This window comes from Sphingorhabdus pulchriflava, assembly GCF_003367235.1.
Lineage (GTDB): Bacteria > Pseudomonadota > Alphaproteobacteria > Sphingomonadales > Sphingomonadaceae > Sphingorhabdus_B > Sphingorhabdus_B pulchriflava.
The window spans coordinates 271826-294980 of record NZ_QRGP01000002.1 but is presented as its reverse complement, the minus strand read 5'-3'; the positions used below and the strand labels follow the sequence as shown (position 1 = coordinate 294980).

Sequence of the window (23155 nt, the reverse complement as noted above, 5' to 3'; positions counted from 1 at the left end):
GTTATTCGGGTGAAGGAAATTGTCATGATCGGAAATATAGCCAACAGCCTCGGGCTTGGATCGGGAATCAATGTAAGCCAGCTTGTCAGTGATCTGGCCGCTGCGTCGCGCGCACCCAAAGTGGAACGCTTTGATACGCTCGCCAAAACATCTCAGACCAAAATCAGCGCGATTGCACAAGCACGTGCCGACCTCGACAGTTTTGCCGATACGCTTGGCAATCTGGTACAGACCGGCAGCCTGAGCAGCCAACCGACAACCTCGAACGACAGCGCGCTGGTCGCATCCGCCCTAGCAGGTTCTCAACTCGGGAAACTGTCTGCCGAGATCGAAATCCGTCAGTTGGCACGTGCGCAAACATCCGTAAGCAGCCTGGTCGCATCGGCGGCTAATCCGGTTGGAACCGGCAATGTGACGCTGACCGTGAACGGCAATGCCTATGCCATCGCCATCAGTTCCGGCAATAACAGTCTCACAGGGTTTGCCGATGCGATCAACGCGAGCGACAGCGGGGTTCGGGCGAGCCTTGTATCTGACCAAGGCCAAGTGCGACTGGTACTGAAAGGCGAGGTCGGCGCGGCCAAAGCGTTTGCGCTTACGGCTGATGCTGGTGCTGAACCGGCGCTTAGCGCGTTAGTCTCCACCGGTTTGGTACTGTCGCAATCTGCATTGGACGCTGTCATCCGTGTCGATGGTGTCGAATATAGCCGACCGGGCAATATCATTAGCGACCTCGTGCCCGGGGTCGCGATGACACTTAAAAAGTCGACATTTGGCGAAATGATAACGCTGGGCAGCATACGTCCAGCCGATGCGCTCAAGCAGACTATCGGCGACTTTGTTTCAGTCTTTAACCAGTTACAATCCAGCCTGAAAGCGGCGCGACAGACAATCGGTGGCGCGGGCAATTTACGAGCGCTCGACCGGCAGCTGGCTGCACTTGTCAGCAAGGCGTTGACCGGCAATGCCGGGATCAACAGCCTGTCGGACATTGGAATCAAAACCGACCGCAGCGGCACCCTTGTGCTGGATGCAGCAAAGCTCGACGGCGCGTTGGCGGCTAATCCTGATGCAGTCGAGGCTCTATTCAACCCGCCGCGCGATGCGGTTCATACAAACAGCACCGATCCCGGCCTTGCTTATGCTCTTGATGAAATCCGCGATGCGTCGGTGGCATCGGGTGGCTTGATCGACAGCCTTGGCAAAGCCTTGCAAAGCGAAGCGGCAGCCATCGCCAAAAACCGTGCAAAGATGGAGGCGCGCGAAGACGCGTTCGAAGCGCGACTGGAAAAGCAATATGCCGGCCTTGACGCCCGACTTGCGGCTTTCAAGGCAACGCAGTCCTACCTCGAACAGCAAATCAAACTTTGGTCGAACGATTCATAAGCTATGCTGAACCCCAACTACAGCAGAGCTAGCGCGCATTACCGGACATTGGCGCTCAGCAGTCAGATCGAAAGCGCCGATCCACATCATTTGGTCGCACTACTTTACGACGAACTGCTTTTGTGTATCAACATACTGACGGTGCAGGCCAGCAAATGCGACAGCTTGCTCCTCGACCCGCAAGCCCATCGGGCGCGCTCCATCATTGTAGCACTCAGGGCAGGACTCAATTTTGAGTCAGGCGAATTGGCCGAAACGCTGGCAGGCCTCTATGCCGCCCTCGCGAGCGAACTCGAAGATCGGTTGGCCAACCCAGATCCATTGCGTTTCGCAGAACTGCGGGCAGGCATCGAATCGCTCGCTGCCGCCTGGAAAGCGATTGCAGAACGCTAGGTGAGTAGTAGTGCAGCGCCATTGTTGAGCATATGCGCGACGATATTGACCCTGAGCGAGCCTGTCTTGTGGTATAAAATGCCGAAGACCACACCCATCATCATCAAGGCGGGAAAGGCATGATAATCCATATGCACCGCGCCAAAGATGGCCGACGCACCCAATATCGCACCCCAGGCCGGCAACCGCTTCACGAGCGCATTTTGGACGAGCCCGCGGAACAGGATTTCTTCAAGCAAAGGAGCGATGATGGCGATGGCGACGAACAGCATCACCATGTTGAATGGCGTATCGGGCAGCGCTTCGAACATCTTACGCAGCGATTCCTGCACCTTGATGTCGGGAATGACATAAGTGGCGTAGAGGTGGTTGAAGGCGAGGCCAAGGGCGATGAGCACGATAGCCAGACCAACAGTTTGCAAAAAGCTGAGCCTGCTCCAGCGCGTCAGGCCAATCCGTGTGGCACGATCCTCTTTGCGCAAATGCAGCCAGAACAAACCGAGCAGAACAACGCTCGAGGCAATCAGCGAGATGATAGTCGGACCGGCAATAAACGATAGATCGCGAGCAAGCTCCATGGCATCGCGGCCACTTTTGTCGATGCCGATGGCAATGCCCAGCGCAGCGACACCGGCGACGATCTGAAGGAACAAAAACAACAGGACCCAACCTAGACCACCCCACAGGCTCGGAAATCCGCTGTCGCTATGATCCGGTTCGTGTGCCGCGTCTGCCATTTTATATTCCCCCAATGTCTTCCGGTAGGGGCTGGCTAGGCGAGGTCCCGACCGAATGCAATCACACCAGCCCCATTTTCATCAATTCGCCCAGCATCTTGGATGGCATTTCATCGCGGGCATCAGCGCCCGCCGACCCCAGATCGGGCGGCGCATCCTTGTCTTCCAGATAGCGCCAGCCCTGATGCGCGCGTTTGGGGATTGAGCGGACGGGGATCAGTTCGGGACGCAGGCGGATCCATGTACGCCCCTGCCCGTTATCCATGAAGCCAAGGATCGGGCTGCGGCCGACGAGGGTGTGGTTCAATATCCAGTAGAGCGAGCCACCCGCCATTTCCTCGTGCCGTTTCGGCAAATAGCGTGTGGTCAGCCGGATTTCGCCCGCCTCGGCATAGCTTTCCAGCCGCTGGCGCAGATGCGCCGGGCTTTCGGCACCAAAGGCAATTTTGGTCATATGGAGTGCCATGGCCGCTATCTGGGAGCGCAGGGCTTAGCCCGCAAGACCGGCAAACACCGCAAGTCCGAGGAAAATCAGAAAGCCCATCGAGTCAGTGATCATCGTCACAAAGATCGAGCTCGATACCGCGGGGTCCTGATCGAGACGGTCGAGCACGACTGGAATGACAACGCCTGAAAGCCCCGCAATCGTAATGTTGAACAGGATGGCAGCACCGATAACGCCCGCCAATGTCCAGTTCGAAAATATGACCCCTGCCCCCAAACCCGCAATCACCGCCACCGTCGCCCCAATCAGCAGTGCGACACGAATCTCACGCCAGATTGATCGCACCGTGTTCGATTGCGTCAGCTGGTTGGTGGCGAGCGCGCGCACCGTTACTGCCAGCGTCTGTGTCCCAGCATTGCCGCCAATCGAGGCGACTATCGGCATCAAAATCGCAAGTGCGACCATGGTTTCGATGGCGGCCCCGAACTGCGCGATAATGAAGCTAGCAACCATCGCGGTGCCCAGATTGGCAATCAGCCAGCGGACGCGCGCTTTATAGCTGTCGGCAATCGGCTCGTTGATGTCGCCCTCGCCCGCACCCGACAGGCGCAAGATATCTTCGCCTGCTTCTTCCTGCACGATGTGGACGACATCGTCGGCGGTGATCACACCGACCAACCGCCCGGCATCGTCGACCACAGCGGCGGAGATCAGCGCATATTTCTGGAAGCGCAGCGCGACTTCTTCCTGGTCCATATCGACCGGGATCAAAGTCTGCTCGCGCTTCATCACATCGGAGATCGAAATGTTGCGCGGTGTGCGCAATATCCAGCTCAGCTGGCAAGTACCGATCGGACGGTGCGCCGGATCAACGACGAAGATTTCCCAGAATTCGGTGGTCAGATCCTGATTGTCGCGCAGATAATCGATGAGCTGGCCGACGGTGATATGCTCGGGCACCGCGACCAGTTCGCGCTGCATGATACGACCGGCGGATTCTTCCGGATAGGAGAGAGCATCTTCGATGACCGCCCGGTCTTCGGGGTCGAGTTCGGCGAGGACGGCTTGCTGCTCTTCCTCCTCCAGATCCTCGATCATCGCGACCGCGTCGTCGGTCTCCATCTGCTCGGCGAGGTCGGCGATCTGCGCGGCAGGCAGCGCATCGACAATATCGTCGCGCACCCAATCGTTGATTTCGGCGAGCACATCGGCGCTCAGCAAGTCACCCAGCGCGATGGCAAGATCGGCACGATCCTCGCGCTTGGTCAGCTCGAACAGGTCGGCAATGTCGGCAGCGTGCAGCGGCTGCGCGAGCCGATAGGCTTCTTCGGTGTCGCCGCGTTCAACCGCGTCGAGCACCAGCCGGACGAAGTCCGCCTTCAAGCGATTGTCTTCGTCGAGGGTTTCTTCTGCGGTTTCGACTTGGGGGAAGTCAGGATCGGATTCGGCAGTCATCGTTCCCCCTTTGCTGCTGATTGATGCGACCGCGCTTCTCCTACGCCCCGCCCGCGAAAATGCAATTTACTTTTGCCCTTTGGAGCCTATTGCGGCGGCAAAGTTTCAACGAAAAGGATTCCCAAATGGCCGAAACACTCACCATGCACCTTTCGACCGGCGATGTCGTAATCAAGCTGCGTCCTGACCTTGCCCCCAACCATGTCGCACGCATTGTCGAACTGGCGCAGGAAGGCTTTTACGATGGCGTGAAATTCCACCGCGTGATCGACGGTTTCATGGCGCAGGGTGGCTGCCCTAACGGTACCGGCATGGGCGGTTCGTCAAAGCCGAACCTGAAACAGGAATTCAACGATGAACCCCATGTTCGCGGCGCCTGCTCTATGGCCCGCACCCAGGATCCGAACAGCGCAAACAGCCAGTTCTTCATCGTGTTCGACGATGCGACTTTCCTCGATCGTCAGTACACCGTGTGGGGTAATGTGATCGAAGGCATGGAAAATGTCGACGCACTGCCCAAGGGCGAGCCGCCGCGCGAACCCGGCGTGATCCAGTCGGTGACGGTCGCTTAAGCGATCAAATCCCGAAGGTGCCGTCCACGACGGTGACGCAGTCACCGCCGACATGGACGGCATCTCCTTCTATCCGTATGCGAACATGGCCATCGCGGCCAACCTGACGGCCTTGGCTGGCTGTATAGCTGCTGCCTGCGGAAACCTGGCCAGCCTTCATACGAAATGCGGCTACCGCACCGTTGCCGCTGCCGCAAACGGGGTCCTCGGCGATGCCGTCGGCAGGCGCAAAGCTGCGGACGATGATGTCGCCATCCGGCTTTTCGGCATAGACCGTAAGCCCGGTGGTCGCTTGGGTGCGGTCATAATCTGCAAGCATCGGCAGGTCGGGTTGCAATTGTTCAACAACCCCCGCCGATGCCAGTTCGGCAATCACCCAGCGCGGGCCGACATTGACGATTTCGGGCACGCCGTTGATTGCGCCTTCACCAAGCGCTGCAGCAAGTTTTTCCTGCTCGGGGGCCTCTTCATAGGCATAACGCGGTAAGCGGAAGGACAATCCGGTGCCAACAACACTAACCTCGACAAGGCCCACCGCGCATTGCTGCACCACCTTGCCGTCTTTGGGAATAGCCAGACCCGCCTCGATCACGGCATGCGCCGTCCCTAACGTCGGATGCCCGGCAAAAGGCAGTTCGCTCTTGGGGGTGAATATGCGGACTGCATAGTCCGCCGCTGCGTCGGTTGCGGGTGTGACAAAGGTCGTTTCCGACAGGTTGGTCCAGTTGGCGATAGCCTGCATCTGATCTGGAGACAGCCCTACGGCATCAAGAATCACCGCCACCGGATTTCCCTTCAATGCTACGACCGTGAAAACATCGACCTGTTTGAAGGGTCTAGTGGTGGTGATGCTCATGCTCGTCATCCTGGTGCTCGATCGTCTCGCTCGGAATATAGCCCAGTTCGTCCTTATGCCCTTCGGGGTCGGGATGGATCAGCACCTCCACACCGGGAAATTCGCGCATCAGTTCAGCCTCAATCTCGTCCATCACTTCATGCGCCTGCAGCACGGTCATGTTCGGATCGACCCAGACGTGGAACTGGCAGAAATCATGTGCGCCCGCCGAGCGCGTGCGCATGTCGTGAATGCCCTTCAGCTCGGGATGTCGCATCGCGACTTCGATGAACCGCTGTCTTTTTTCGAGCGGCCACTCCCTGTCGAGCAGCTGATCGAGCGCAAGGCTGGCGGCGCGCCAGGCGCCCCAGAGCAGCCAGAGCGCAATTGCGATGCCGAACAACGGATCGGCGCCGCGCACGCTCAGAAAAGCATCAAGCGCGAGTGCTACAATGACCGCGATGTTTAGCAGCAAGTCACCTTGATAGTGCAAATGGTCGCCATGGATCGCGACCGAGCCGGTTTTCTTGATTACATGGCGTTGATAGGCGAGCAGCCCGAGCGTTGCCGCAATCGCGACCAGCGAGACGCCGATGCCCATTTCGGGATGCTCGGTTGGTGCACCGTCGCTAAAACGCACCACCGCGCGCCAACCGATAAACAGCGCCGATACGGTCACCAGCATCACCTGCACTAGCGCAGACAAGGCCTCTGCTTTGCCATGGCCGAAACGATGGTCGTCATCCGCCGGTAGAGCTGCATAGCGCACGCTGAACAGGGTCAACAGCGAAGCCAGCAGGTCGAAGCCGGTATCGGCGAGCGAACCGAGCAGAGCAACCGAACCGGTCTCAATCGCCGCCCAGCTTTTGAGCACGGTCAGGAAAAGCGCCATTGCCACACTGGCAATCGCGGCTTTCGCTGTCATCGAACCATGTTCGTGATGATGGTGGTTGTGATTAAGCGACATTTGCTTCCTTTAGCCGTTCGCCTCGAGCGAAGTCGAGAGGCCCATAGGGTGCACGCCAACTCCGCGTGTCTCGACTTCGCTCGACACGAACGGAAAATTTTTGTTACGGATACAGCATTTGCGTGCGCCAGCCATCGCCTTCGCAATCGAACACCCAGCGCTCGTGGAGGCGGAATTCGCGGTCCTGCCAAAATTCGATGCGGGTTGGGCTAACGATATTCCCGGTCCAGTGCGGAGGGCGCGGCACATCCCGCCCTTCGAAGCGCGCTTTGACCTCGGCAAAACGCGCCTCGAACGTCGCGCGGCTATCGAGCGGACGGGATTGGTCGGACGCCCATGCCCCCAATTGGGAATCGCGTGCGCGGCTCGCGAAATAGGCGTCGGCCGTTGCATCGCTGACTTGCGTTATCGGGCCTTCGATACGGACCTGGCGGCGGAGAGACTTCCAATGGAACAGCAAGGCGACATGGGGGTTTGCGGCCAGTTCGCCACCTTTGCGGCTTTCAAGGTTGGTGTAGAAAATGAACCCGCCTTTGCCGTCTGCGTCAGGGCCATGGCCTTTGAGCAAGACCATCCGCACCGAAGGATGGCCATTTGCGTCTGCCGTCGCCAGGGCCATGGCGTTGCCGTCGTTGAGTTCACTTTCGCGTGCCTCTTTGAACCAGCTATCGAAAATAACGTAGGGATCTTGGCTTTCCATATCGCCCCGATAGGCTAGACTGCGCCTGCAAGGAAGGGGGGACTGCCATGCAAATGCCGTGGGAGACGATTTTTGAGGTGACCAACATCTATGCGATGGTCTGCTGGCTGTTGCTGCTGTTGGCACCGAAGCGCGAACAAGTGTTGCCTCTGCTGTTCATGGCAGGTTGCGGGCTACTGGCCGCGACCTACACGGTGCTCATAGTCGGGCTGATGAGCGGGACACTTGATGCCGCAGGGCCGCGTTCGCAGGATTTCTCCTCGCTCGCGGGCGTGATGGGCCTTTTCGACAGCAAAGGCGGCGCAACAATCGGTTGGATCCATTATCTCGCCTTCGACCTGTTCGTCGGCATCTGGGCCGCGCGTAACGCCGACAGGCGTGGCATTGCCCGCTGGTTACAGCTGCTGGTGCTACCGTTCATCTTCCTTCTCGGTCCGCTGGGGCTGGTGCTTTATCTCTTGTTGCGCACATTTGCTGGAAAAAGCGTCGAAAATGCTGTTGCGCCGAGTTGACTCAGTGCGCTGTAATGCCAATCTAATACAGGGACGCAAATAAACAGGGACGAGAATGGCCGATCCATATTCCATATTGGGTGTTTCGAAAGGCGCAGACGAGAAGGCGATCAAAAGCGCCTATCGCAAGCTCGCCAAAGAACTGCACCCCGACAGGAACCAGGACAATCCCAAGGCAGCCGAGCGCTTTGCCGAGGTGACGCATGCCTATGACCTGTTGTCTGACCCGCAAAAGCGCGGCCAATATGATCGCGGTGAAATTGATGAGAACGGCCAGCCGCGCTCCCCCTTTGGTGCGGGCTTTGGCGGCGGCAGCCCGTTCAGCGCCGGCGGGCAGCGCCCCGGACAGGGCGGTTTTGAATTTGGCGGCGGCATCGATCTTGGCGACATTTTTGATGGCCTTTTCGGCGGAGGCGCGGGCGCTCGCCCGGGTGGTCCAAGGCCTCAACCTGGGCCGCCGCCCAAGGGCGCGAACATAGCCTACGAACATCTCGTCGCCTTTACCGATGCAGCCAAGCTGGAACCCCAGCGGATCACGCTTCGCGACGGCAAGACGGTCGAGTTCAAACTTCCTGCGGGAGCCGTCAGCGGACAGCAGATCCGTATTCCCGGCAAAGGCGCTGCAGGCCCCGGCGGCAATGGCGACGCGATGGTGACGCTCAAAATCGGCAAGCACCCCTTTTACGAGCGTGACGGAGACAATATCCGCCTAGAACTGCCGATCAGCCTGAAAGAAGCGATCAAAGGTGCAAAGGTAAAGGTGCCAACCATCGACGGTGCGGTAATGCTCAGCGTTCCTGCCGGTGCGCAATCGGGTACTACCATGCGCATCAAGGGCCGGGGTTTTGCGAAGAAAGGTGGAGAGCGCGGGGATCAGTTGGTGACGCTGCACATCCGCCTGCCATCGGACATGGCCGCGCTGGCCACGCTTGCCGAAGCCCTTCCCGACGAACCCGGCATCCGTTCCGACCTTGGTGTCTGAGCACTCCCCCCTCTCGCCCGAGGCGCGCGCGCACGATCCGCGCCCGCATGCCGAGAGCGAGGTTGAGTGGTTTCACCATCTCGATCCGTTACATCAGGCCAAGGAAGTCGTGCGCCGTGTCGTCGTGGGTGTCTACAGCGATGGCTTCGTCCATGCAGGCAACTTCGCCTATCTATCGATTGTCGCGCTTTTTGCCTTCTGTATCGTCGCCGCCGCCATAGCGGGCAGTCTTGGACAGACAGAATCCGGGCTGGCGCTGATCGACGCCTTTTTCGAAACCGTCCCCAAAAGCGTCGAGGCGGCGCTTGCCGAACCAGTGCATGCCGCCATGACCGCCCGATCAGGGCCGCTGTTGTGGTTGAGCGCCATCGTCAGCCTCTGGACCACCACCAGCCTGATCGAGACGATCCGCGACGTCCTTCACCGCGCTTACGGGACCCAACCCGAGCGCTGGTTCTGGCAATATCGTCTGGGCAGTTTTGTGGTGATCGTGGCGGCTGTGATCCTGGCAATGATGGCTTTTTCGGCGCAGGTATTGGTCGTGACGATCGAGGAACTTGTCTATCGCTTCATCCCTGCGGCCGAACGCGCGGCGGACTATTTCGCCTGGGGCCGGATCATCCCATTCGCCATTCTCTTCCTCGCTATTTACACCATTTATCGCGGCCTTGCCCCGCGCAAATATCGCGGGCGGCTTTACCCCAAATGGCCGGGTGCGGTGCTGGTCAGCGGATGGTGGGTGGGATGCACGATGGTGCTACCCTGGTTCGTGTCTTCGATCACCAATTACGATCTGACTTATGGCAGCCTGGCCGGGGTGATGATCGCACTGATTTTCTTTTACCTGATTGGCCTCGGCATGGTCACAGGCGCGCAACTCAACGCCGCTCTGGCCAACGCCACCGAAAATGGCCTAAGGGGTGGTCCGGGATCAGGAAAAGACAATCAGGAGTTCACCGATACATGACCGGTTTGATGGCAGGAAAACGCGGCCTCATCATGGGCCTCGCCAATGACAAGTCGCTCGCATGGGGCATCGCGCAGCGGCTGAAGGCCGAAGGTGCCGAACTGGCGATCAGCTATCAGGGCGAAGTCATGGAAAAGCGCGTCCGCCCGCTCGCAGAGCAATTGGGCTGCGATTTCCTGATCGATTGCGATGTTTCGGACATGGCCAATCTCGACGCAGCGTTTGAAAAACTCGCGGCACGCTGGCCCACCATCGATTTCGTCGTCCATGCCATCGGCTTTACCAACAAGGATGCGCTGCGCGGCAAATATTTCGACGTCACGCTCGACGACTTCCTGATGACGATGAATATCAGCGTCTACAGCTTCACCGCCGTCGCCAAGCGGGCCGCGGCGATGATGGTGCCCTTCGACCCTGAAACCGGCAAGGGTGGCGGATCAATGCTGACGCTGAGCTATTATGGCGCCGAAAAGGTCGTGCCACATTATAATGTCATGGGCGTTGCCAAGGCGGCTCTCGAAGCCAGTGTGAAGTATCTAGCCAACGATGTCGGGCCCGATGGCATCCGCGTCAATGCAATTTCGGCGGGGCCGATCAAGACGCTCGCTGCATCGGGTATCGGCGATTTCCGCTACATCCTAAAGTGGAACGAATATAACTCGCCGCTGCGCCGCAATGTCACCATCGACGATGTCGGTGCCTCGGCGCTGTACTTCCTGTCAGATTTGTCAGCAGGCGTTACCGGCGAGACGCATCATGTCGATGCAGGCTACCATACGGTGGGCATGAAGCAGGAGGATGCTCCTGATATCGCGCTAGGCTGATTCCGCAAAGGAGGGCGAGAATGTTCGAAGGGCATAGCAACGAACTGGTTCTCCTCTTAGTCGGGTCTGCATTTATAGTCGGCCTGTTCGGCTATCTGCATGCAAAGCGTTTCTGGGAAGGGCTGCCGCCCGTGCTCGACGGCTTTGTCTCGGCGGCAGGTTTCCTATTCGTGATTGCAGCCTTTGTTTTCGGCGGGCGCTTTGGCGGTGCCTACAACCATCCGCATGCCGGACGGCTGCTGGCGGTGGCTGCTGCGGTCATCATCTACCGCGCCTTGCGCACCTGGATCGGCAAGGAACAGGCCAAATACCGCAGGGTCAAGGTGAAGCCGACCGAAGACGCATGATCATCCGTCTGCTTACACCGGCCGATTTCGATGCGGTCGACATTGTGCATCGAGCGGCATTTGCCAGCACAGCCTTCGGTCATCAGGGGGAAGCAGATCTGGTCCGCCATATCCATGCCGATGGCGATGCGCTGGTTTCGCTGGTCGCCGAAATAGACGGTCAGATTGTCGGCCATGCTTTGTTCAGTCGCATGGAGGTTGAGGCTGACGGTGTGCCGTTGCGGGGAGCCGGGTTGGCACCGGTCGGGGTATTACCTGATCTGCACAGCGGCGGGGTCGGGTCGGCCTTGATCTGGCGCGGACTTGAGATGTTGCATGGGCAAGACATCCAGATCAGCTTCGTGCTTGGCCATCCGGACTATTATCCGCGCTTCGGCTATAGCGCAGAGGCCGCACGTCCCTTCGCCTCGCCCTTTGCCGGCCCGCATTTCATGGCGCTTTTACTGGACAAAAGCGTGCGACTTCCCGAAAGCGGCCGCGCACGCTATGCACCGGCTTTCGGGCCCGAGAGGTAAGATGAGTTTCAACACGTTCGGCCATGTTTTCCGTTTCACCACCTGGGGCGAAAGCCACGGGCCGGCATTGGGCGCGGTGGTCGATGGCTGCCCTCCGGGGATAGCGCTCAGCGAAGCCGATATCCAACCCTTCCTCGACAAGCGCCGACCGGGCACGAGCAAATTCACCACACAGCGGCAAGAACCCGACCAGGTCCGCATCCTTTCCGGAATCTTCGAGGGCCGCACCACCGGCACGCCAATCAGCCTGATGATCGAGAATGTCGACCAGCGTTCAAAGGATTATTCGGAAGTCGCCAAGGCCTATCGCCCCGGCCATGCCGATTACAGCTATGATGCCAAATATGGCTTTCGCGACTATCGCGGCGGCGGGCGCAGCTCTGCGCGCGAGACTGCTGCGCGGGTTGCCGCAGGGGCTGTGGCGCGCGCGGTCATTCCTGAAGTCGAAATCCTCGCCTATGTCGTCGAAATCGGCGGCGATGCGATCGACCGCGCCAATTTCGAAAAGAGCCAGATCGACAAGAACCCGTTTTTCTGCCCTGACGAGGCGGCCGCCGGTCGCTGGGAGAAACTGGTCGATGAAGCGCGTAAGGCGGGGTCGTCGCTAGGCGCGGTGGTTGAATGCGTGGCAACCGGCGTCCCTCCCGGCTGGGGTGCGCCGCTCTATGCCAAGCTCGATAGCGAGCTTGCTGCAGCAATGATGGGTATCAATGCGGTCAAAGCCGTCGAGATCGGCGCGGGTTTCGAAGCCGCACGTTTTCGCGGCGAGCAAAATGCCGATCCGATGCGCCCCGGAACCAACCAGCCGGTCTTCCTTGCCAACAATGCTGGCGGCATTGCGGGTGGTATCTCGACTGGTCAGCCAGTTGTTTGCCGCGTCGGTTTCAAGCCGACCAGTTCGATTCTCACCCCGGTCGACACTGTGACCCGCGAGGGCGAGGCTACCGAGATCGTCACCAAGGGCCGCCACGACCCCTGCGTTGGCATTCGCGGCACCCCGGTTGTCGAAGCGATGATGGCGCTGGTTCTGGCGGACCAGAAACTGCTGCACCGCGCGCAGTGCGGTTAGCTCTTCTCGCTCAATAATGCGCTTCGAGCGTTAGACCCAATATATGGTCATTCCGCGTGGGTCCGCCTGAGCGATTGACCAACTGCCATGTATAGCCCGGCATTATGCCGAAATGGTCGCCGACATCGAAATGCACCGCGGCGCCAGCACGGTTGGCAGTCAAGCCGCTGGTCTGGCCGAAATCGGTATCGTTCAATGCGAAGATGAGTTCGTCGCTCAGTTGCAGCTCCAACTTGCCGCTCTGGTTCAGGTCGTGGCGCCAACGAACACGCGGTCGGAAGCGGACACCCACGTCGTTGCTTCCGGTCACTCCGAACACTTCTTCGAGCTGTACGCGCACATCGACTTCGTGCACCAGTGGGAAGGAAATGCCTTGCGCCAGCCGGTGTTGCACTGGGTCGCTGCCGCCGGAAACTTCTGTGGAGACATGAGCGTAGGACAGCGACAGGCTGACATCGTCGTTCAAGTCGTGCCGATAACCCAGCCGGATGAAACGCTGGCCCAGATCGAACGAATCCGGCTGTGAGCGCAGTATCACATGGGCCGAGACGCTGTCGTTCGCGTCCAGTTCCAAATCGCCGGTCAGGGTCAACCATTGCTGCTGCGTCGATTCGGCCAATGCTGCTTGCGAGGCCATGACTAGGGAGATTGTGCCAAGCAAGTGGCAAAGGCGGCGAACGAACATGCAGCGCACTTAACCAAGGCGGGCGGGGTTGCCAATCGGGAACCGAATGTCGCAATGCAGGAGCACCATAACGCGGAAGACTGGACAGCGAAACCGCGGTCCGCCAAAGGCTTGCCGCAGGAATTGATGCCATGCAATTACACAGAATTCTTTTGGTAGCTCTTATCGCAGCGTCCCCATTCGCGGCCCAAGCCACCGCTGACGCCGATCTGGGCAGCGGCCATGCCAGCTATTATGGCAATGAACTAGCCGGACGCCGCACCGCCAGTGGAGAGATGTTCAACCCGTCTGATTTCACGGCTGCGCACCGAACGGTTGCTTTTGGCACGCGTGTGAAGGTAACGCATCTGGGCAATGGCCGGGAAGTCATCGTACGCGTCAATGATCGCGGACCGTGGGGACGAGGCCGCATTATCGACCTGTCCTATGCTGCAGCCAAGGAACTTGGCATGCACCGCAGCGGCACTGCTCAAGTCAAATTGACGATGGTTCGCGACTAGGCCAATCGGTCAGACAATAGTCTTGGTAAGCACCTTGTCGGTCAGACCGGTATCTTCAACCGAGCCGACAATCGCGACATTGCCATCGGCATCACGCCGCGCGACCAGCACGACAAATTCTTCGCTGCCTTGAGCAAATTCGGAGAGATCGCGAGCCCGCGCTGCCCGCAATCGCGGGCGTGGATCGACCAGCGTCGGCGCAACAGCTTCGCCCTTGGCAAGCTTGCGCGCGCGGCGTTCGGCCTGAACGATGCCTTTGAGGCCACCGTCATGTTTCGCTAGCAAATCTGCCAGCCCACCCTGCGCCACGACATTACGGTGCGCATAGTCCAGCGCGGCAGCAAATTCGGTCAAGCGGGTCTTGTCATAACCGCTACCAAAGATCAGTTTCACCACCGGCGTCATCGGTGCGCGTTCTTGGGCAGTGATACCGCTGTCGGCCAGCAACTCCGCATAGTCTTCGGGGAAGCGCTGTGCAGCAATCGAGAAATCATATGCGCGGCCAATCGCGCTGTAGAGCGCTTCTCGGCTGCGCGCATCAGTATCGCGGGCATGGTCTGCGCTGCTGCGGGCAGCTTGCAACCAATCGGCAAGTACCGAGTCTTCACCCGGTTCGTCCGCTTCGACGACCGCGAGTTCGACCGGCGCATCAGCATAGCTGGCGTCGAGCACCAGCTCGCCTTCGACTTCAGCGTCAGTAAACTCTGCCGCGAGCTCAAGTTCGTCCGCCGCCGGGCCATCGGCCCAGACGGGCACATGATCCTTGCGGACCGGCATGTCGGCGAGCGCGCTTTCGACTTCCTTTTGCAACGGCGCTGCGATTTCAGCGGGGGCCGCTTCTTTCCAGTTAATCACGCCATAAATGAAATCGATGGTGTCATCGTCGGACGAATAGGGCAGCAAGATGCCGCGATACATGATATTCGCACCCCGATCGTTTACAAATTCAGCCTCGAAACCAATTGGTGCGCGGTTAGCAATAATCTGGAGATAATGATCGGTGATACGCGACAGCAGCGAACGCGGCGGAACCTGGTCGAGGTAGGAAATGTCGTCAGTCAAACCACATTCGTTGCGCAGCGCTTCACCCAGATATTGAATCGACGGATTTTCGATGCCCGACGTGAAGTCGAGCAGCACCGAATAGTCGCGGAAATCCTCGACGCCCTCGGGTTCAAGTTCTTCGATGTTGGGATAATTGCTTTCGCCGAGTTGCGAGGTCCAGAAATTATAGGCGCGCACCTGCATGCGACGCTCATCCCCCGAAACCACTGGCGGCGGTTCGATCGCGGCGTCTTCATATTCCTCTTCGAAACTTGCATATGCGGGGCCGTCAGCGTCGAACTGATCGCTGTCAAAAGGCCCAAAACCGCGCAAATTATCCATTCTTCGGTCCTATTTGTTAGGATCGCACCCGTTGCTTCCCGATGCCTTATGCTCCGAGATGGTTAACATGCCGTTATCAGCGTTACAGGATGAGACAGTTGCACAGGACCCATTCGGTCGACGCGAAAATGGTTTCAAACAGCATCCAATTCGCCGAAACGATTGCGTAGTTTGGTCAACGCCGACTTCTTTATCTGGCAAACACGCGCCGCACCGATTCCCAGAACCGCACCGATTTCATGGAGATTCAGGTCTTCAACGAAAAAGAGCTGAAGGATCATCGCTTCACGTTCGGGAAGTTCTGCGATCAACACCGTGACATGCTCACGCATATCCTCGGCTTCGACAAGCTGGTCTGCGGATGCCGATGGATCGGCAAAGCAGCCGTCATAGTCCGAATAGATTTCGTCAATCGATTCTGACTGCACCGGCTCCGCAGCATCGACCATCGCCTGATAGGCTTCGAGTGGCACGTGCAAGGCTGCGGCCATTTCGGCCACGGTAGGCGGCCGGAGATGGCGTTGCTCTAATTCAGATCGCGTTTGCATCAGCTTTCGCCGGTCGGCCATCGCACGCCTGCTCATCGCGGAATTACGGCGCAACTGGTCAATCATCGCCCCACGCACTCGCACCGAAGCATAGGTCGCAAAGGCGTGCCCCTGATCGACATAGGTGCGTGCAGCCTCTATCAAGGCGACAAGCCCTGTTTGTATCAGGTCTTCGAGTTCAGTTGACGATGCCATGCGCGAGTGCACTTGCCAAGCCAGACGGCGCACGAGTGCGCTATGTTCTCGCACCAACAGCTCGACCTCTGCTCTGCGCATATTGGCATAAGGTTGTGGGCTGCACAGCGCATCAAATGCAGCCGGAGGCAAAGGACGCATGTTCAGTTCTCCTGTTCTATAGAATGTTTCGGCATCGCAGCAGCAGCCGCACCTGAAACGGTCGCGACAATATCCACTTGCCGGTTTTCGGGAATTTCGAGGTAGGACAGCACAGCGATGTCGTGAAAACGGGTTCGCAACAGCCGCGACAGTGGTGGTCGGCACAGTGGCGATGTGATGATGGCACTGCTACGGGCAGCCAGCGTCAATGGCTCGACTGCTTCAGCGATCGCTTGCAGCAGGCGGTTCGCCAAAGCGGGTTCAAAAGGCCAGTCTGCCTGCGGAGCAGCGCGCACAGCAGCACCCAGTAAATTTTCAAGTTCGGGTTCGATAGTGATTGCAGGTATCGGCATTTTTGAAGGTACGATCGTCTGTACAATCAGGGCACCAATCCGCAGCCGGACTGCTTCGAGCAGATGCGTGGGCGAATGATCCGGCATGGCGCCGCCGATCATCGCTGTCGCGATCGCTCTGAAATCACGCAAGGGAACCCGTTCTGACAAAAGGCCGCGGCAAACAGCCAGTATCGTGGAAAGTGCATGCGGTTGTGGCGTGAGCGATTGGGCTAGCTGCGGATTGAAAGACTTCAGTTGATCAACGAGAGCCTGTGCTTCGTCAAAGCCGAACAGCTCTGCTGCATTTGACGCAAGTGCCCGGTTCAGATGGGTCGCGATAACCGTCGCCGGATCGACCACGGTATAGCCCGCTGCAATGGCATCGAAGCGCTTTTCCGCACCGATCCACAATGCATCCAGGCCAAAGCTTGGGTCCTTGCAAGCTTGCCCGGTAATGCCGCCGAGACTATCGCCCGGATCAAGGGCCAGCCAATCGTGTGGCCGGACTTCATCCTCACCAACTATCACTCCACCGATGCGGATTCGATACAGGTTTGCGGGCAGTGAAAGGTCATCGCTGACCTTCACCAGTGGCAGGACAAAGCCCAGCTCACGCGACAATTGCCGCCGGATACCGCTGATCCGCGCCATCAACGGCGCACTGCGTCTTTCATCGACCAGCGGCACGAGACCATAACCGATTTCGAGAGCAACTATGGCGTCATCGCATATGTCACTCCAGCGGATAAGGCTCGCATCGCTCGTCATTTCGTCGGCGACATTGGTTGGGACCTGCGCGGTTGCTTCCTGCTTGCTCAGCCACCAGGCGACGCCAGCCGCCAATGCTGCTGCGGGCAGGATCACCAATTGCGGCATGGCGGGCACCAGCCCAATCAGCGTAAGGATTCCGGCAACGGGTACCCAAGCGCGCGCCAGACCCATCTGGCTGCCAATCTGGCCATTCAGATCCAGTGGAGAAGCCACACGGGTCACAATCGCCGCAGCCGCAATCGACAACAGCAATGCCGGCAACTGGGCAACAAGCGCATCGCCTATCGCAAGCGAGATATAGGTCGCCGCCGCTTCTCCAACTGGCAGGCCGTGGCTGACGACGCCCAATATCAGTCCGCCAATGATGTTGACGAAAAGTATCAGCAGGCCTGCGACGGCATCCCCTTTCACGAACTTGGATGCACCATCCATCGATCCGTAAAAGTCAGCTTCGGTTGCGACCTCCTGTCGCCGCGCTTTGGCTTCATCGGGGGAGAGCAATCCGGCATTCAGATCGGCATCGATTGCCATCTGCTTGCCCGGCAAGGCATCGAGAGTGAAACGCGCCGAAACCTCTGATACGCGGCCCGCTCCCTTGGTAATGACCACCAGGTTGATGATCATCAGCACCGCGAAAACGAACAACCCGACGACATAGTCGCCCCCGATCAACACCGCACCAAAGGCTTCAATCACATGCCCAGCAGCCGCAGCGCCTTCATGACCATGGACCAGAACGACACGGGTCGATGCCACGTTGAGCGCGAGACGGAAAAGGGTTGCGAGCAGCAAGACTGTCGGAAAGGAAGAGAAATCGAGCGGGCGCGCGGCGGACAGCGCGATCATCAGCACGGCAAGGCTGATCATGATATTCGCGATGAAACCGATATCGAGCAGTAGCGCTGGAACCGGTACCACCATCAACAGCACAAGGACGAGGATCGCTACCGGCAATGCAGCAGTTCCGGCCCCCTTGACACCCAGCCGCCATATCGAGCCCGGCTTCACAGCGCGCCACCTTCGCGCGATTGCAAGCTCCGATACGCATCTTGTGCAAATGCCAGCGATAAACGGTGCGGCATCGGCCGGATTGATCGCAGCCCTAGCTGGTTTGCTGAAACAGAGGCGGACTGGCGTACATCACGTGCTGATGTTGCGGTGACCGCCAAGTCCGATAGCCCGCCAAATTTGCTGGCAAAGCGAGCCCGGATTGCGTCGACGCTGCGCGGGGTGCCGTCAGGTGCATAAAAAATCGCTGGATTGGCCCGCGCTGCTTCGGGCAATAGCGGTGCCGCCGCCTGCTGCGGATCAGTTTGCCAAGCCGTCAGAAACTTGCGGGCTCCATGAGCCCCCAGAAAATGCGCCAGATACAGGTCGACCGATTCGGGCGCGTGGCCCAACACATCGGCCAAATGCACCGCATTGTCACCCGCCAACTCGCCCGCCATCAGCGCTGCAGCATCTGGATCAAAGCGCAGCTGGAGAATTTGTTCGCGCTGCACCGGATCGGTGACCCGATAGCGACTGCCCGGAGTTTTCTCGATCGAATCCGCAGCCCAGCCAAAACCATGTTCGGCACCATGCTGTTTAAGTATTGCGAGCCAGGTTTGCCGGGTGAACTGATAAAGCCCCGCTGCGCTCGACGTGGTCGCTCGCGCTTGCGGACGAAAGCCGCTTTCAATGCGCGCCTGATCGAAAAGATAACCAAAGTCGGTGCCTGTACGCTGCGCCGCAACAGCGATAGCGCGCTGTATTGGTACCGGTGCGGTCGGTTGGCTAATTTTCGTGGGCATGTTCTGGTCCGTTCATGATGACGGAACAACAGCAACGGGCGTGCCAAAGCGGGCAAGTTCACAATATATAATTGATTTATATGGAATTATATCCATTTCTCCGAAGCCGCTCACCACGCAATTCCTGCAAATGGTCAATCCGTTGACGGTTCCAAAAACGAAACAGATTGATGCGGACAGCAGCGGCTTCGTTGGTCTGGAGGGTCTCAGACAATTGATCGGCGATATCAGGATCATCGGGCCAATGATCCGCGCCACGCAGCTCACTCGTCGCAGCGGCAAGTGCTTCGGTCGCCAATACGATTCGGTCGGTATCCTGTGCGTCGAGTGCCGCAATCAGTTCTTGCTGACGCGCCAAAACAGCGGCAATTTCAGGGGCACTCATCGAAAGTCAGACAGTCAGTTGCCGCAGCAAAGCATCGGCAATCCGTCCGGCATCAACCTCATAACTGCCTTGAGCAATTGCCTGCCGCAATCGGGCTATGCGAGCGTGATCCACAGGCGGACCCGCCTCTGCCAAATCCCTTGCCAAATCGGCTAGGCGCGAAGTGGACAACTGTGGCGAGAGCTTTTGGCCAGCCGACACCTGCTGGCTAACAGGACGACTTGCACCATCAGGCGGCGTCTTTCGTTCGACGGGAATCGCTTGAGGGCGAAATGTGACCGGACCAACCATGACACCACTTTCTTGTTCGTGCCGCCCGCACGAGCAGCTTCACAAGCAGTTTAACGGTCGCCGGCACTTCGATTTTAGGGGATGAGTGTGACCTTGCCGGAGTCGGTTGCCGTGGCGACCAAAATCGGACCACCATTTTGCAGCCGGATGCGCACCGACGCACCTGCTAGCGCATCCTCCAGTACAATCGCTTCGCGCCGGATCGCAAAGCCTTGACCCACAACCTCCAGCACCACGGTCTCGCCCTTTCTGACTGCAGGCGTGGCAAGCGTTTGTTTACCCACCAGCGGCGACATATTTCGTAGCAACACACGCAGTTTCCATCCGACCTCGTCGCACTGAACAAGCAGGGATGAAGAGGTTTCATTGCTCAAATGCGGCGGGCGCGGACAGCTGGAAAGCTTAAGCCGACGGTCGATAGCGACAGGTTTTGCACCTGTTTCGATTTCAATACGCTGCTCCAGCTGGTCCAGATTTTCGGTCGTCGCTGGCGTCGCGCTCAGGCCCAGCAAGGCAAAATGAACAAGCATATTAAATCCTTTCAAAGGCCGCATTTTCGAAAGTTGAATAGCAACGGACGTGCCAGTCGGTGGCGTGCGTCAGAATTATCCCGTCGCCGACATGCCCTGTCAAAATCCAGACAGCTTCACGCTTTGGCGACCATTCGAGGAAAGCCCGCAAAGCATACTACATTGTATTATATATATTTATTCCACCTGGCACACGTATTGCTCCTTCTCGCCGGTCCGCCGCTTTGGCGATTGAACGACAGGAGCAGTCCACATGTCTGACAATTTGTTCGGGATACATGCAAAGACGCTACAGGTGCGGGCGCTGCGTATGGATGTACTCGCTTCCAACATCGCCAATGCCGCAACGCCCAATTACAAGGCGCGGGATATTGATTTTTCAAAGGCGCTGGCGCTGGCCGAACGAGGCCAATCGGCAGAAAGCGCGATCTCCTATCGCGTTCCGCTCCAGCCATCCCTCGATGGCAACACCGTGGAAATGGTGACCGAGCAGACCGCTTTCGCAGAGAACGCCCTCGCCTATCGATCGAGCCTCGCTTTTCTCAACGGTCGCATCGGCACATTGTCGCGTGCACTGAAAGGCGAATGAGCATGGCCAATTCTCTCTCCCTTTTCGACATCAGTGGCCGCGCCATGGCGGCGCAATTGGTACGGCTGAACACCACCGCCTCAAATCTTGCCAATGCCGGATCGGTATCCGGCAGCGAAGCCGGCGCCTATCGCGCGATGAAGCCTGTGTTCCGTACGATCATGGGCGAGGCCGGCACCGCAACCGTTGCCGTGGACCAAGTGACGCAAGCAAACTCTACACCTACCAAACGCCACGACCCCTCGCATCCCCTCGCCGACAAAGACGGCAATGTCTGGGAAGCAGCGGTCGATAGTGCGACCGAGCTCGTCGAGATGGTCGAGACCGCGCGCCAGTATCAAAACAATGTGCAGGTGCTTTCGACCGCAAAGGGCCTGATTTCCGAAACCCTCAGACTGGGACAATGACGATGACCGCAATCCAGCCAACCAATGCCCGCAACATGCCGGTAATGCCCAAGGGCACTGCCGAAAAGAAACTTGGGCAGAGTGATTTCCTGCAACTGATGACAACCCAACTCAAACACCAGGACCCGTTTGATCCCGTCGATAACCAGGCAATGGTCGCGCAAATGGCGCAATTTTCAAGCGTTGCTGGAATTTCCGAGATGAGCACTTCGCTCAAATCAATCGCCGATCAGATCAAGGTGCAGACCCAATTGCTCACCGACATTCGCGCAGAGACGCTGCCCGCATCCTGACAGGGAGAAAATAGATGTCCTTTTATACGTCACTATCCGGCCTGAAAGGCGCACAAACCGACTTGTCGGTGATATCCAATAACCTCGCCAATGTCGGCTCAACTGGTTTCAAGAAAAGCCGCGCACAATTTGGCGACCTGTTCGCCAGTGCACCTACGCAAACCACGAAGATGGTTGCCGGGCAAGGGACGCGATTGAACGCGGTTGTCCAGCAGTTTACCCAGGGTACACTCGAAGGAACCGACAAGACGCTCGACCTTGCCATTGCGGGGGAAGGCTTTTTCGTCAGTCGCGGCGATCCCCCAAGGGCCACTGTGACCTATACCCGCAATGGCGCCTTTCAGGTGAATGCCAACCGGCAGGTGGTCGATACCATCGGCTCGACGCTTCAGCTGCTGCCTGTTGACGCGAGCGGCAATGTCACCGGCAACACATTGGCGGACGCATTTGATTTCGTTCTGCCCGCCAATGCTCCGGGTAGTCCAACGGTTGCACTAGCCAATGTCTCGATCGGGATCGACGGGCTGGTAACGGCGACTTATGCCGACGGCTCTGACGAAGTGCTCGGCAAGGTCGCGATGGCAAGCTTCACCGCACAGGAAGGCCTGCGGCCGGTAGGCGACGCACATTGGCAATCGACCGGCGACAGCGGCCCGCCCGCAATCGACGCCGCCACCAACGGCCCTCTCGGTACCATCCGCTCGGGCGCGCTGGAACGGGCCAATGTCGATGTGACCGAAGAACTGGTCGCGCTGATTTCCGCGCAACGCAATTTCCAGGCCAATGCCAAGGCGATCGAAACCGCGTCGAACATGACGCAGGCGATTGTCAGCATCCGATAAGGGCTGACCGATGGACCGCCTGATCTACACAAGCCTTACAGCCCTTCGAGGCGCACAGGCGCGGCAGACAGCGACGGCGAACAACCTCGCCAATGTCTCGACGCCCGGCTTTCGTGCCGAATTGGCGGAGGCGCAGGCGCTATGGCTGCGCGGGCCGCAAGTCGATGGCCGGGCGGTCACCAGCGAAGAAGTGATCGGCGCCGATATGCGCGCCGGGACAGTGATTTCCACTGGACGCGATCTCGATATTGCCATCGAAGGCAATGCGCTGCTCGGCGTACAGACCCCTAATGGTGAGGAAGCCTATACCAAGCGCGGTGATCTCCAACTTGCCGAAAGCGGGCTGTTGACCACAGGCGATGGACATCCGGTGCTCGGCACGCAAGGCCCAGTGATATTACCGCCTGCCGACAGCTTGCGCATTGATCGCGAAGGCCGGGTGTGGATTGTGCCGCAAGGCGGCGATCCACAATTGCCACAGGAGGTTGCCAAACTGAAATTGGCCAGCCCGGTTGGCTCACCCGTGTTGAAGGGCCTCGACGGCCTGTTCCGCGTTCCCGATGGCGGCATACTGCCTGAAGACCTCGAGGCTCGCGTCAAAAGCGGCGCGCTCGAAGGCTCCAATGTCAACGCCACGCTGGCGCTCACCGAAATGATCGAGGCGAGCCGCAGTTGGGACGTGCAACTCAAGATGATCGGCGATGCCCGCGACCTCGACGCCGCGACCGCAGAGCTGATGCAGCTTCCGCAATAAGGAG

The 23155-nt window shown here is 58.7% G+C and carries 30 protein-coding genes; 16 read left to right on the top strand and 14 right to left on the bottom strand.

Annotated elements, in window-relative coordinates; translation table 11 throughout:
- The first annotated feature begins 24 nt into the window (after positions 1 to 24).
- Positions 25 to 1386 (top strand): flagellar filament capping protein FliD, encoded by a 1362-nt coding sequence (fliD, locus tag DXH95_RS12140; RefSeq protein WP_115549796.1) that lies wholly within the window; start codon positions 25 to 27, stop codon positions 1384 to 1386.
- Between the two features lie 3 nt (positions 1387 to 1389).
- Complete coding sequence (locus DXH95_RS12135) at positions 1390 to 1779, top strand: flagellar export chaperone FliS (RefSeq protein ID WP_115549795.1); 390 nt, start codon at positions 1390 to 1392, stop codon at positions 1777 to 1779.
- Here DXH95_RS12135 and DXH95_RS12130 read toward each other — a convergent pair.
- From DXH95_RS12130 to mgtE, 3 genes are all read right to left on the bottom strand, one after another.
- Positions 1776 to 2516, bottom strand: a complete 741-nt coding sequence (locus DXH95_RS12130) for a CPBP family intramembrane glutamic endopeptidase (protein ID WP_115549794.1) — start codon at positions 2514 to 2516, stop codon at positions 1776 to 1778. The genes DXH95_RS12135 and DXH95_RS12130 overlap by 4 nt on opposite strands.
- A gap of 61 nt (positions 2517 to 2577) precedes the next feature.
- Complete coding sequence (locus DXH95_RS12125) at positions 2578 to 2982, bottom strand: DUF1489 family protein (protein ID WP_115549793.1); 405 nt, start codon at positions 2980 to 2982, stop codon at positions 2578 to 2580.
- 24 nt (positions 2983 to 3006) lie between these two features.
- On the bottom strand, positions 3007 to 4416 hold the full coding sequence (mgtE, locus tag DXH95_RS12120; RefSeq protein WP_115549792.1) for a magnesium transporter: 1410 nt from the start codon (positions 4414 to 4416) through the stop codon (positions 3007 to 3009).
- Between the two features lie 125 nt (positions 4417 to 4541).
- Here mgtE and DXH95_RS12115 point away from each other — a divergent pair, with 125 nt between their 5' ends.
- On the top strand, positions 4542 to 4988 hold the full coding sequence (locus DXH95_RS12115; RefSeq protein ID WP_115549791.1) for a peptidylprolyl isomerase: 447 nt from the start codon (positions 4542 to 4544) through the stop codon (positions 4986 to 4988).
- A gap of 4 nt (positions 4989 to 4992) precedes the next feature.
- On the opposite strand, the gene DXH95_RS12110 is transcribed toward DXH95_RS12115, so the two are convergent.
- From DXH95_RS12110 to pdxH, 3 genes are all read right to left on the bottom strand, one after another.
- Complete coding sequence (locus tag DXH95_RS12110) at positions 4993 to 5844, bottom strand: PhzF family phenazine biosynthesis protein (RefSeq protein ID WP_115549790.1); 852 nt, start codon at positions 5842 to 5844, stop codon at positions 4993 to 4995.
- Entirely contained in the window at positions 5825 to 6790 is a 966-nt protein-coding gene (locus DXH95_RS12105) for a cation diffusion facilitator family transporter (protein WP_239016634.1), read from the bottom strand. Before DXH95_RS12105 ends, DXH95_RS12110 begins: the two co-directional genes overlap by 20 nt.
- Positions 6791 to 6893: 103 nt before the next feature.
- The gene (pdxH, locus tag DXH95_RS12100; RefSeq protein WP_115549789.1) at positions 6894 to 7490 is read right to left on the bottom strand and encodes a pyridoxamine 5'-phosphate oxidase; all 597 of its coding nucleotides are present in this window, start codon (positions 7488 to 7490) and stop codon (positions 6894 to 6896) included.
- A gap of 47 nt (positions 7491 to 7537) precedes the next feature.
- Between pdxH and DXH95_RS12095 the strand changes: the two genes are divergently transcribed.
- Genes DXH95_RS12095 through aroC form a run of 7 tightly spaced genes read left to right on the top strand, consistent with a single transcriptional unit; the run spans position 7538 to position 12706 of the window.
- On the top strand, positions 7538 to 8002 hold the full coding sequence (locus tag DXH95_RS12095; RefSeq protein WP_239016633.1) for an ABA4-like family protein: 465 nt from the start codon (positions 7538 to 7540) through the stop codon (positions 8000 to 8002).
- A 55-nt stretch (positions 8003 to 8057) separates the two neighbouring features.
- Entirely contained in the window at positions 8058 to 8984 is a 927-nt protein-coding gene (locus tag DXH95_RS12090; RefSeq protein WP_115549788.1) for a DnaJ C-terminal domain-containing protein, read from the top strand.
- Positions 8977 to 9951, top strand: a complete 975-nt coding sequence (locus DXH95_RS12085; protein WP_181883668.1) for a YihY/virulence factor BrkB family protein — start codon at positions 8977 to 8979, stop codon at positions 9949 to 9951. The genes DXH95_RS12090 and DXH95_RS12085 overlap by 8 nt, the downstream gene beginning before the upstream one ends.
- Positions 9948 to 10775, top strand: coding sequence for an enoyl-ACP reductase FabI (gene fabI, locus DXH95_RS12080; protein ID WP_115549786.1), 828 nt, complete (start codon positions 9948 to 9950; stop codon positions 10773 to 10775). The genes DXH95_RS12085 and fabI overlap by 4 nt, the downstream gene beginning before the upstream one ends.
- Positions 10776 to 10795: 20 nt before the next feature.
- The gene (locus DXH95_RS12075; RefSeq protein WP_115549785.1) at positions 10796 to 11122 is read left to right on the top strand and encodes a hypothetical protein; all 327 of its coding nucleotides are present in this window, start codon (positions 10796 to 10798) and stop codon (positions 11120 to 11122) included.
- Positions 11119 to 11637 carry a GNAT family N-acetyltransferase gene (locus DXH95_RS12070; RefSeq protein WP_115549784.1) on the top strand — a complete coding sequence of 173 codons (519 nt, stop codon included), beginning with the start codon at positions 11119 to 11121 and terminating at the stop codon, positions 11635 to 11637. Before DXH95_RS12075 ends, DXH95_RS12070 begins: the two co-directional genes overlap by 4 nt.
- 1 nt (position 11638) lies before the next feature.
- Positions 11639 to 12706 (top strand): chorismate synthase, encoded by a 1068-nt coding sequence (aroC, locus tag DXH95_RS12065; RefSeq protein ID WP_115549783.1) that lies wholly within the window; start codon positions 11639 to 11641, stop codon positions 12704 to 12706.
- Positions 12707 to 12716: 10 nt separating this feature from the next.
- Here the strand turns inward: aroC and DXH95_RS12060 are convergent, their stop codons facing one another.
- Positions 12717 to 13343 (bottom strand): DUF2490 domain-containing protein, encoded by a 627-nt coding sequence (locus DXH95_RS12060; protein ID WP_181883667.1) that lies wholly within the window; start codon positions 13341 to 13343, stop codon positions 12717 to 12719.
- A gap of 179 nt (positions 13344 to 13522) precedes the next feature.
- On the opposite strand from DXH95_RS12060, the gene DXH95_RS12055 reads away from it, so the two are divergent.
- A complete protein-coding gene (locus tag DXH95_RS12055) occupies positions 13523 to 13891 on the top strand; it encodes a septal ring lytic transglycosylase RlpA family protein (protein WP_115549781.1) in 369 nt (122 codons plus the stop codon).
- A 9-nt stretch (positions 13892 to 13900) separates the two neighbouring features.
- Here DXH95_RS12055 and DXH95_RS12050 read toward each other — a convergent pair whose 3' ends face one another.
- The 7 genes from DXH95_RS12050 to DXH95_RS12020 form a co-directional block, all read right to left on the bottom strand.
- Positions 13901 to 15277: a PAS domain-containing protein gene (locus DXH95_RS12050; protein ID WP_115549780.1), complete on the bottom strand. Its 1377-nt coding sequence runs from the start codon at positions 15275 to 15277 to the stop codon at positions 13901 to 13903.
- 134 nt (positions 15278 to 15411) lie between these two features.
- On the bottom strand, positions 15412 to 16161 hold the full coding sequence (locus tag DXH95_RS12045) for a sigma-70 family RNA polymerase sigma factor (protein WP_115549779.1): 750 nt from the start codon (positions 16159 to 16161) through the stop codon (positions 15412 to 15414).
- Between the two features lie 2 nt (positions 16162 to 16163).
- Entirely contained in the window at positions 16164 to 18275 is a 2112-nt protein-coding gene (flhA, locus tag DXH95_RS12040; RefSeq protein ID WP_115549778.1) for a flagellar biosynthesis protein FlhA, read from the bottom strand.
- Positions 18272 to 19060 (bottom strand): lysozyme family protein, encoded by a 789-nt coding sequence (locus tag DXH95_RS12035; RefSeq protein ID WP_115549777.1) that lies wholly within the window; start codon positions 19058 to 19060, stop codon positions 18272 to 18274. Before DXH95_RS12035 ends, flhA begins: the two co-directional genes overlap by 4 nt.
- A gap of 76 nt (positions 19061 to 19136) precedes the next feature.
- Positions 19137 to 19445: a hypothetical protein gene (locus tag DXH95_RS12030; RefSeq protein ID WP_115549776.1), complete on the bottom strand. Its 309-nt coding sequence runs from the start codon at positions 19443 to 19445 to the stop codon at positions 19137 to 19139.
- 6 nt (positions 19446 to 19451) lie between these two features.
- Positions 19452 to 19736, bottom strand: a complete 285-nt coding sequence (gene flgM / locus DXH95_RS12025) for a flagellar biosynthesis anti-sigma factor FlgM (RefSeq protein WP_115549775.1) — start codon at positions 19734 to 19736, stop codon at positions 19452 to 19454.
- 74 nt (positions 19737 to 19810) lie between these two features.
- Positions 19811 to 20266, bottom strand: a complete 456-nt coding sequence (locus DXH95_RS12020; RefSeq protein ID WP_181883666.1) for a flagella basal body P-ring formation protein FlgA — start codon at positions 20264 to 20266, stop codon at positions 19811 to 19813.
- A 253-nt stretch (positions 20267 to 20519) separates the two neighbouring features.
- Between DXH95_RS12020 and flgB the strand changes: the two genes are divergently transcribed.
- From flgB to DXH95_RS11995, 5 genes are read left to right on the top strand one after another with little or no spacing between them, the layout of a single operon-like run.
- Positions 20520 to 20855 carry a flagellar basal body rod protein FlgB gene (flgB, locus tag DXH95_RS12015; RefSeq protein ID WP_115549773.1) on the top strand — a complete coding sequence of 112 codons (336 nt, stop codon included), beginning with the start codon at positions 20520 to 20522 and terminating at the stop codon, positions 20853 to 20855.
- Positions 20852 to 21262, top strand: coding sequence for a flagellar basal body rod protein FlgC (gene flgC, locus DXH95_RS12010; protein WP_115549772.1), 411 nt, complete (start codon positions 20852 to 20854; stop codon positions 21260 to 21262). The genes flgB and flgC overlap by 4 nt, the downstream gene beginning before the upstream one ends.
- Positions 21259 to 21555, top strand: coding sequence for a flagellar hook assembly protein FlgD (locus DXH95_RS12005; protein WP_115549771.1), 297 nt, complete (start codon positions 21259 to 21261; stop codon positions 21553 to 21555). The genes flgC and DXH95_RS12005 overlap by 4 nt, the downstream gene beginning before the upstream one ends.
- A gap of 14 nt (positions 21556 to 21569) precedes the next feature.
- Positions 21570 to 22397, top strand: coding sequence for a flagellar hook-basal body complex protein (locus DXH95_RS12000; RefSeq protein ID WP_115549770.1), 828 nt, complete (start codon positions 21570 to 21572; stop codon positions 22395 to 22397).
- Between the two features lie 10 nt (positions 22398 to 22407).
- Positions 22408 to 23151, top strand: a complete 744-nt coding sequence (locus DXH95_RS11995) for a flagellar basal body rod protein FlgF (RefSeq protein ID WP_115549769.1) — start codon at positions 22408 to 22410, stop codon at positions 23149 to 23151.
- Positions 23152 to 23155: the final 4 nt, after the last annotated feature.

Excerpts from the sequence above, each read along its gene's own strand:
- DXH95_RS12005 (WP_115549771.1), top strand. The coding sequence starts at position 21,259 with ATGACGATGACCGCAATCCAGCCAACCAATGCCCGCAACATGCCGGTA.
- DXH95_RS12090 (WP_115549788.1), top strand. The coding sequence starts at position 8,058 with ATGGCCGATCCATATTCCATATTGGGTGTTTCGAAAGGCGCAGACGAG.
- DXH95_RS12095 (WP_239016633.1), top strand. The coding sequence starts at position 7,538 with ATGCAAATGCCGTGGGAGACGATTTTTGAGGTGACCAACATCTATGCG.
- DXH95_RS12050 (WP_115549780.1), bottom strand. The coding sequence starts at position 15,277 with ATGGATAATTTGCGCGGTTTTGGGCCTTTTGACAGCGATCAGTTCGAC.
- aroC (WP_115549783.1), top strand. The coding sequence starts at position 11,639 with ATGAGTTTCAACACGTTCGGCCATGTTTTCCGTTTCACCACCTGGGGC.
- mgtE (WP_115549792.1), bottom strand. The coding sequence starts at position 4,416 with ATGACTGCCGAATCCGATCCTGACTTCCCCCAAGTCGAAACCGCAGAA.
- DXH95_RS11995 (WP_115549769.1), top strand. The coding sequence starts at position 22,408 with ATGGACCGCCTGATCTACACAAGCCTTACAGCCCTTCGAGGCGCACAG.
- DXH95_RS12135 (WP_115549795.1), top strand. The coding sequence starts at position 1,390 with ATGCTGAACCCCAACTACAGCAGAGCTAGCGCGCATTACCGGACATTG.
- DXH95_RS12055 (WP_115549781.1), top strand. The coding sequence starts at position 13,523 with ATGCAATTACACAGAATTCTTTTGGTAGCTCTTATCGCAGCGTCCCCA.
- fliD (WP_115549796.1), top strand. The coding sequence starts at position 25 with ATGATCGGAAATATAGCCAACAGCCTCGGGCTTGGATCGGGAATCAAT.
- flgM (WP_115549775.1), bottom strand. The coding sequence starts at position 19,736 with ATGGTTGGTCCGGTCACATTTCGCCCTCAAGCGATTCCCGTCGAACGA.
- DXH95_RS12110 (WP_115549790.1), bottom strand. The coding sequence starts at position 5,844 with ATGAGCATCACCACCACTAGACCCTTCAAACAGGTCGATGTTTTCACG.
- flgC (WP_115549772.1), top strand. The coding sequence starts at position 20,852 with ATGAGCATGGCCAATTCTCTCTCCCTTTTCGACATCAGTGGCCGCGCC.
- DXH95_RS12030 (WP_115549776.1), bottom strand. The coding sequence starts at position 19,445 with ATGAGTGCCCCTGAAATTGCCGCTGTTTTGGCGCGTCAGCAAGAACTG.
- DXH95_RS12115 (WP_115549791.1), top strand. The coding sequence starts at position 4,542 with ATGGCCGAAACACTCACCATGCACCTTTCGACCGGCGATGTCGTAATC.
- pdxH (WP_115549789.1), bottom strand. The coding sequence starts at position 7,490 with ATGGAAAGCCAAGATCCCTACGTTATTTTCGATAGCTGGTTCAAAGAG.
- DXH95_RS12105 (WP_239016634.1), bottom strand. The coding sequence starts at position 6,790 with ATGTCGCTTAATCACAACCACCATCATCACGAACATGGTTCGATGACA.
- DXH95_RS12075 (WP_115549785.1), top strand. The coding sequence starts at position 10,796 with ATGTTCGAAGGGCATAGCAACGAACTGGTTCTCCTCTTAGTCGGGTCT.
- DXH95_RS12070 (WP_115549784.1), top strand. The coding sequence starts at position 11,119 with ATGATCATCCGTCTGCTTACACCGGCCGATTTCGATGCGGTCGACATT.
- DXH95_RS12125 (WP_115549793.1), bottom strand. The coding sequence starts at position 2,982 with ATGGCACTCCATATGACCAAAATTGCCTTTGGTGCCGAAAGCCCGGCG.
- DXH95_RS12045 (WP_115549779.1), bottom strand. The coding sequence starts at position 16,161 with ATGCGTCCTTTGCCTCCGGCTGCATTTGATGCGCTGTGCAGCCCACAA.
- DXH95_RS12000 (WP_115549770.1), top strand. The coding sequence starts at position 21,570 with ATGTCCTTTTATACGTCACTATCCGGCCTGAAAGGCGCACAAACCGAC.
- DXH95_RS12060 (WP_181883667.1), bottom strand. The coding sequence starts at position 13,343 with ATGGCCTCGCAAGCAGCATTGGCCGAATCGACGCAGCAGCAATGGTTG.
- DXH95_RS12035 (WP_115549777.1), bottom strand. The coding sequence starts at position 19,060 with ATGCCCACGAAAATTAGCCAACCGACCGCACCGGTACCAATACAGCGC.
- fabI (WP_115549786.1), top strand. The coding sequence starts at position 9,948 with ATGACCGGTTTGATGGCAGGAAAACGCGGCCTCATCATGGGCCTCGCC.
- DXH95_RS12020 (WP_181883666.1), bottom strand. The coding sequence starts at position 20,266 with ATGCTTGTTCATTTTGCCTTGCTGGGCCTGAGCGCGACGCCAGCGACG.
- DXH95_RS12130 (WP_115549794.1), bottom strand. The coding sequence starts at position 2,516 with ATGGCAGACGCGGCACACGAACCGGATCATAGCGACAGCGGATTTCCG.
- flgB (WP_115549773.1), top strand. The coding sequence starts at position 20,520 with ATGTCTGACAATTTGTTCGGGATACATGCAAAGACGCTACAGGTGCGG.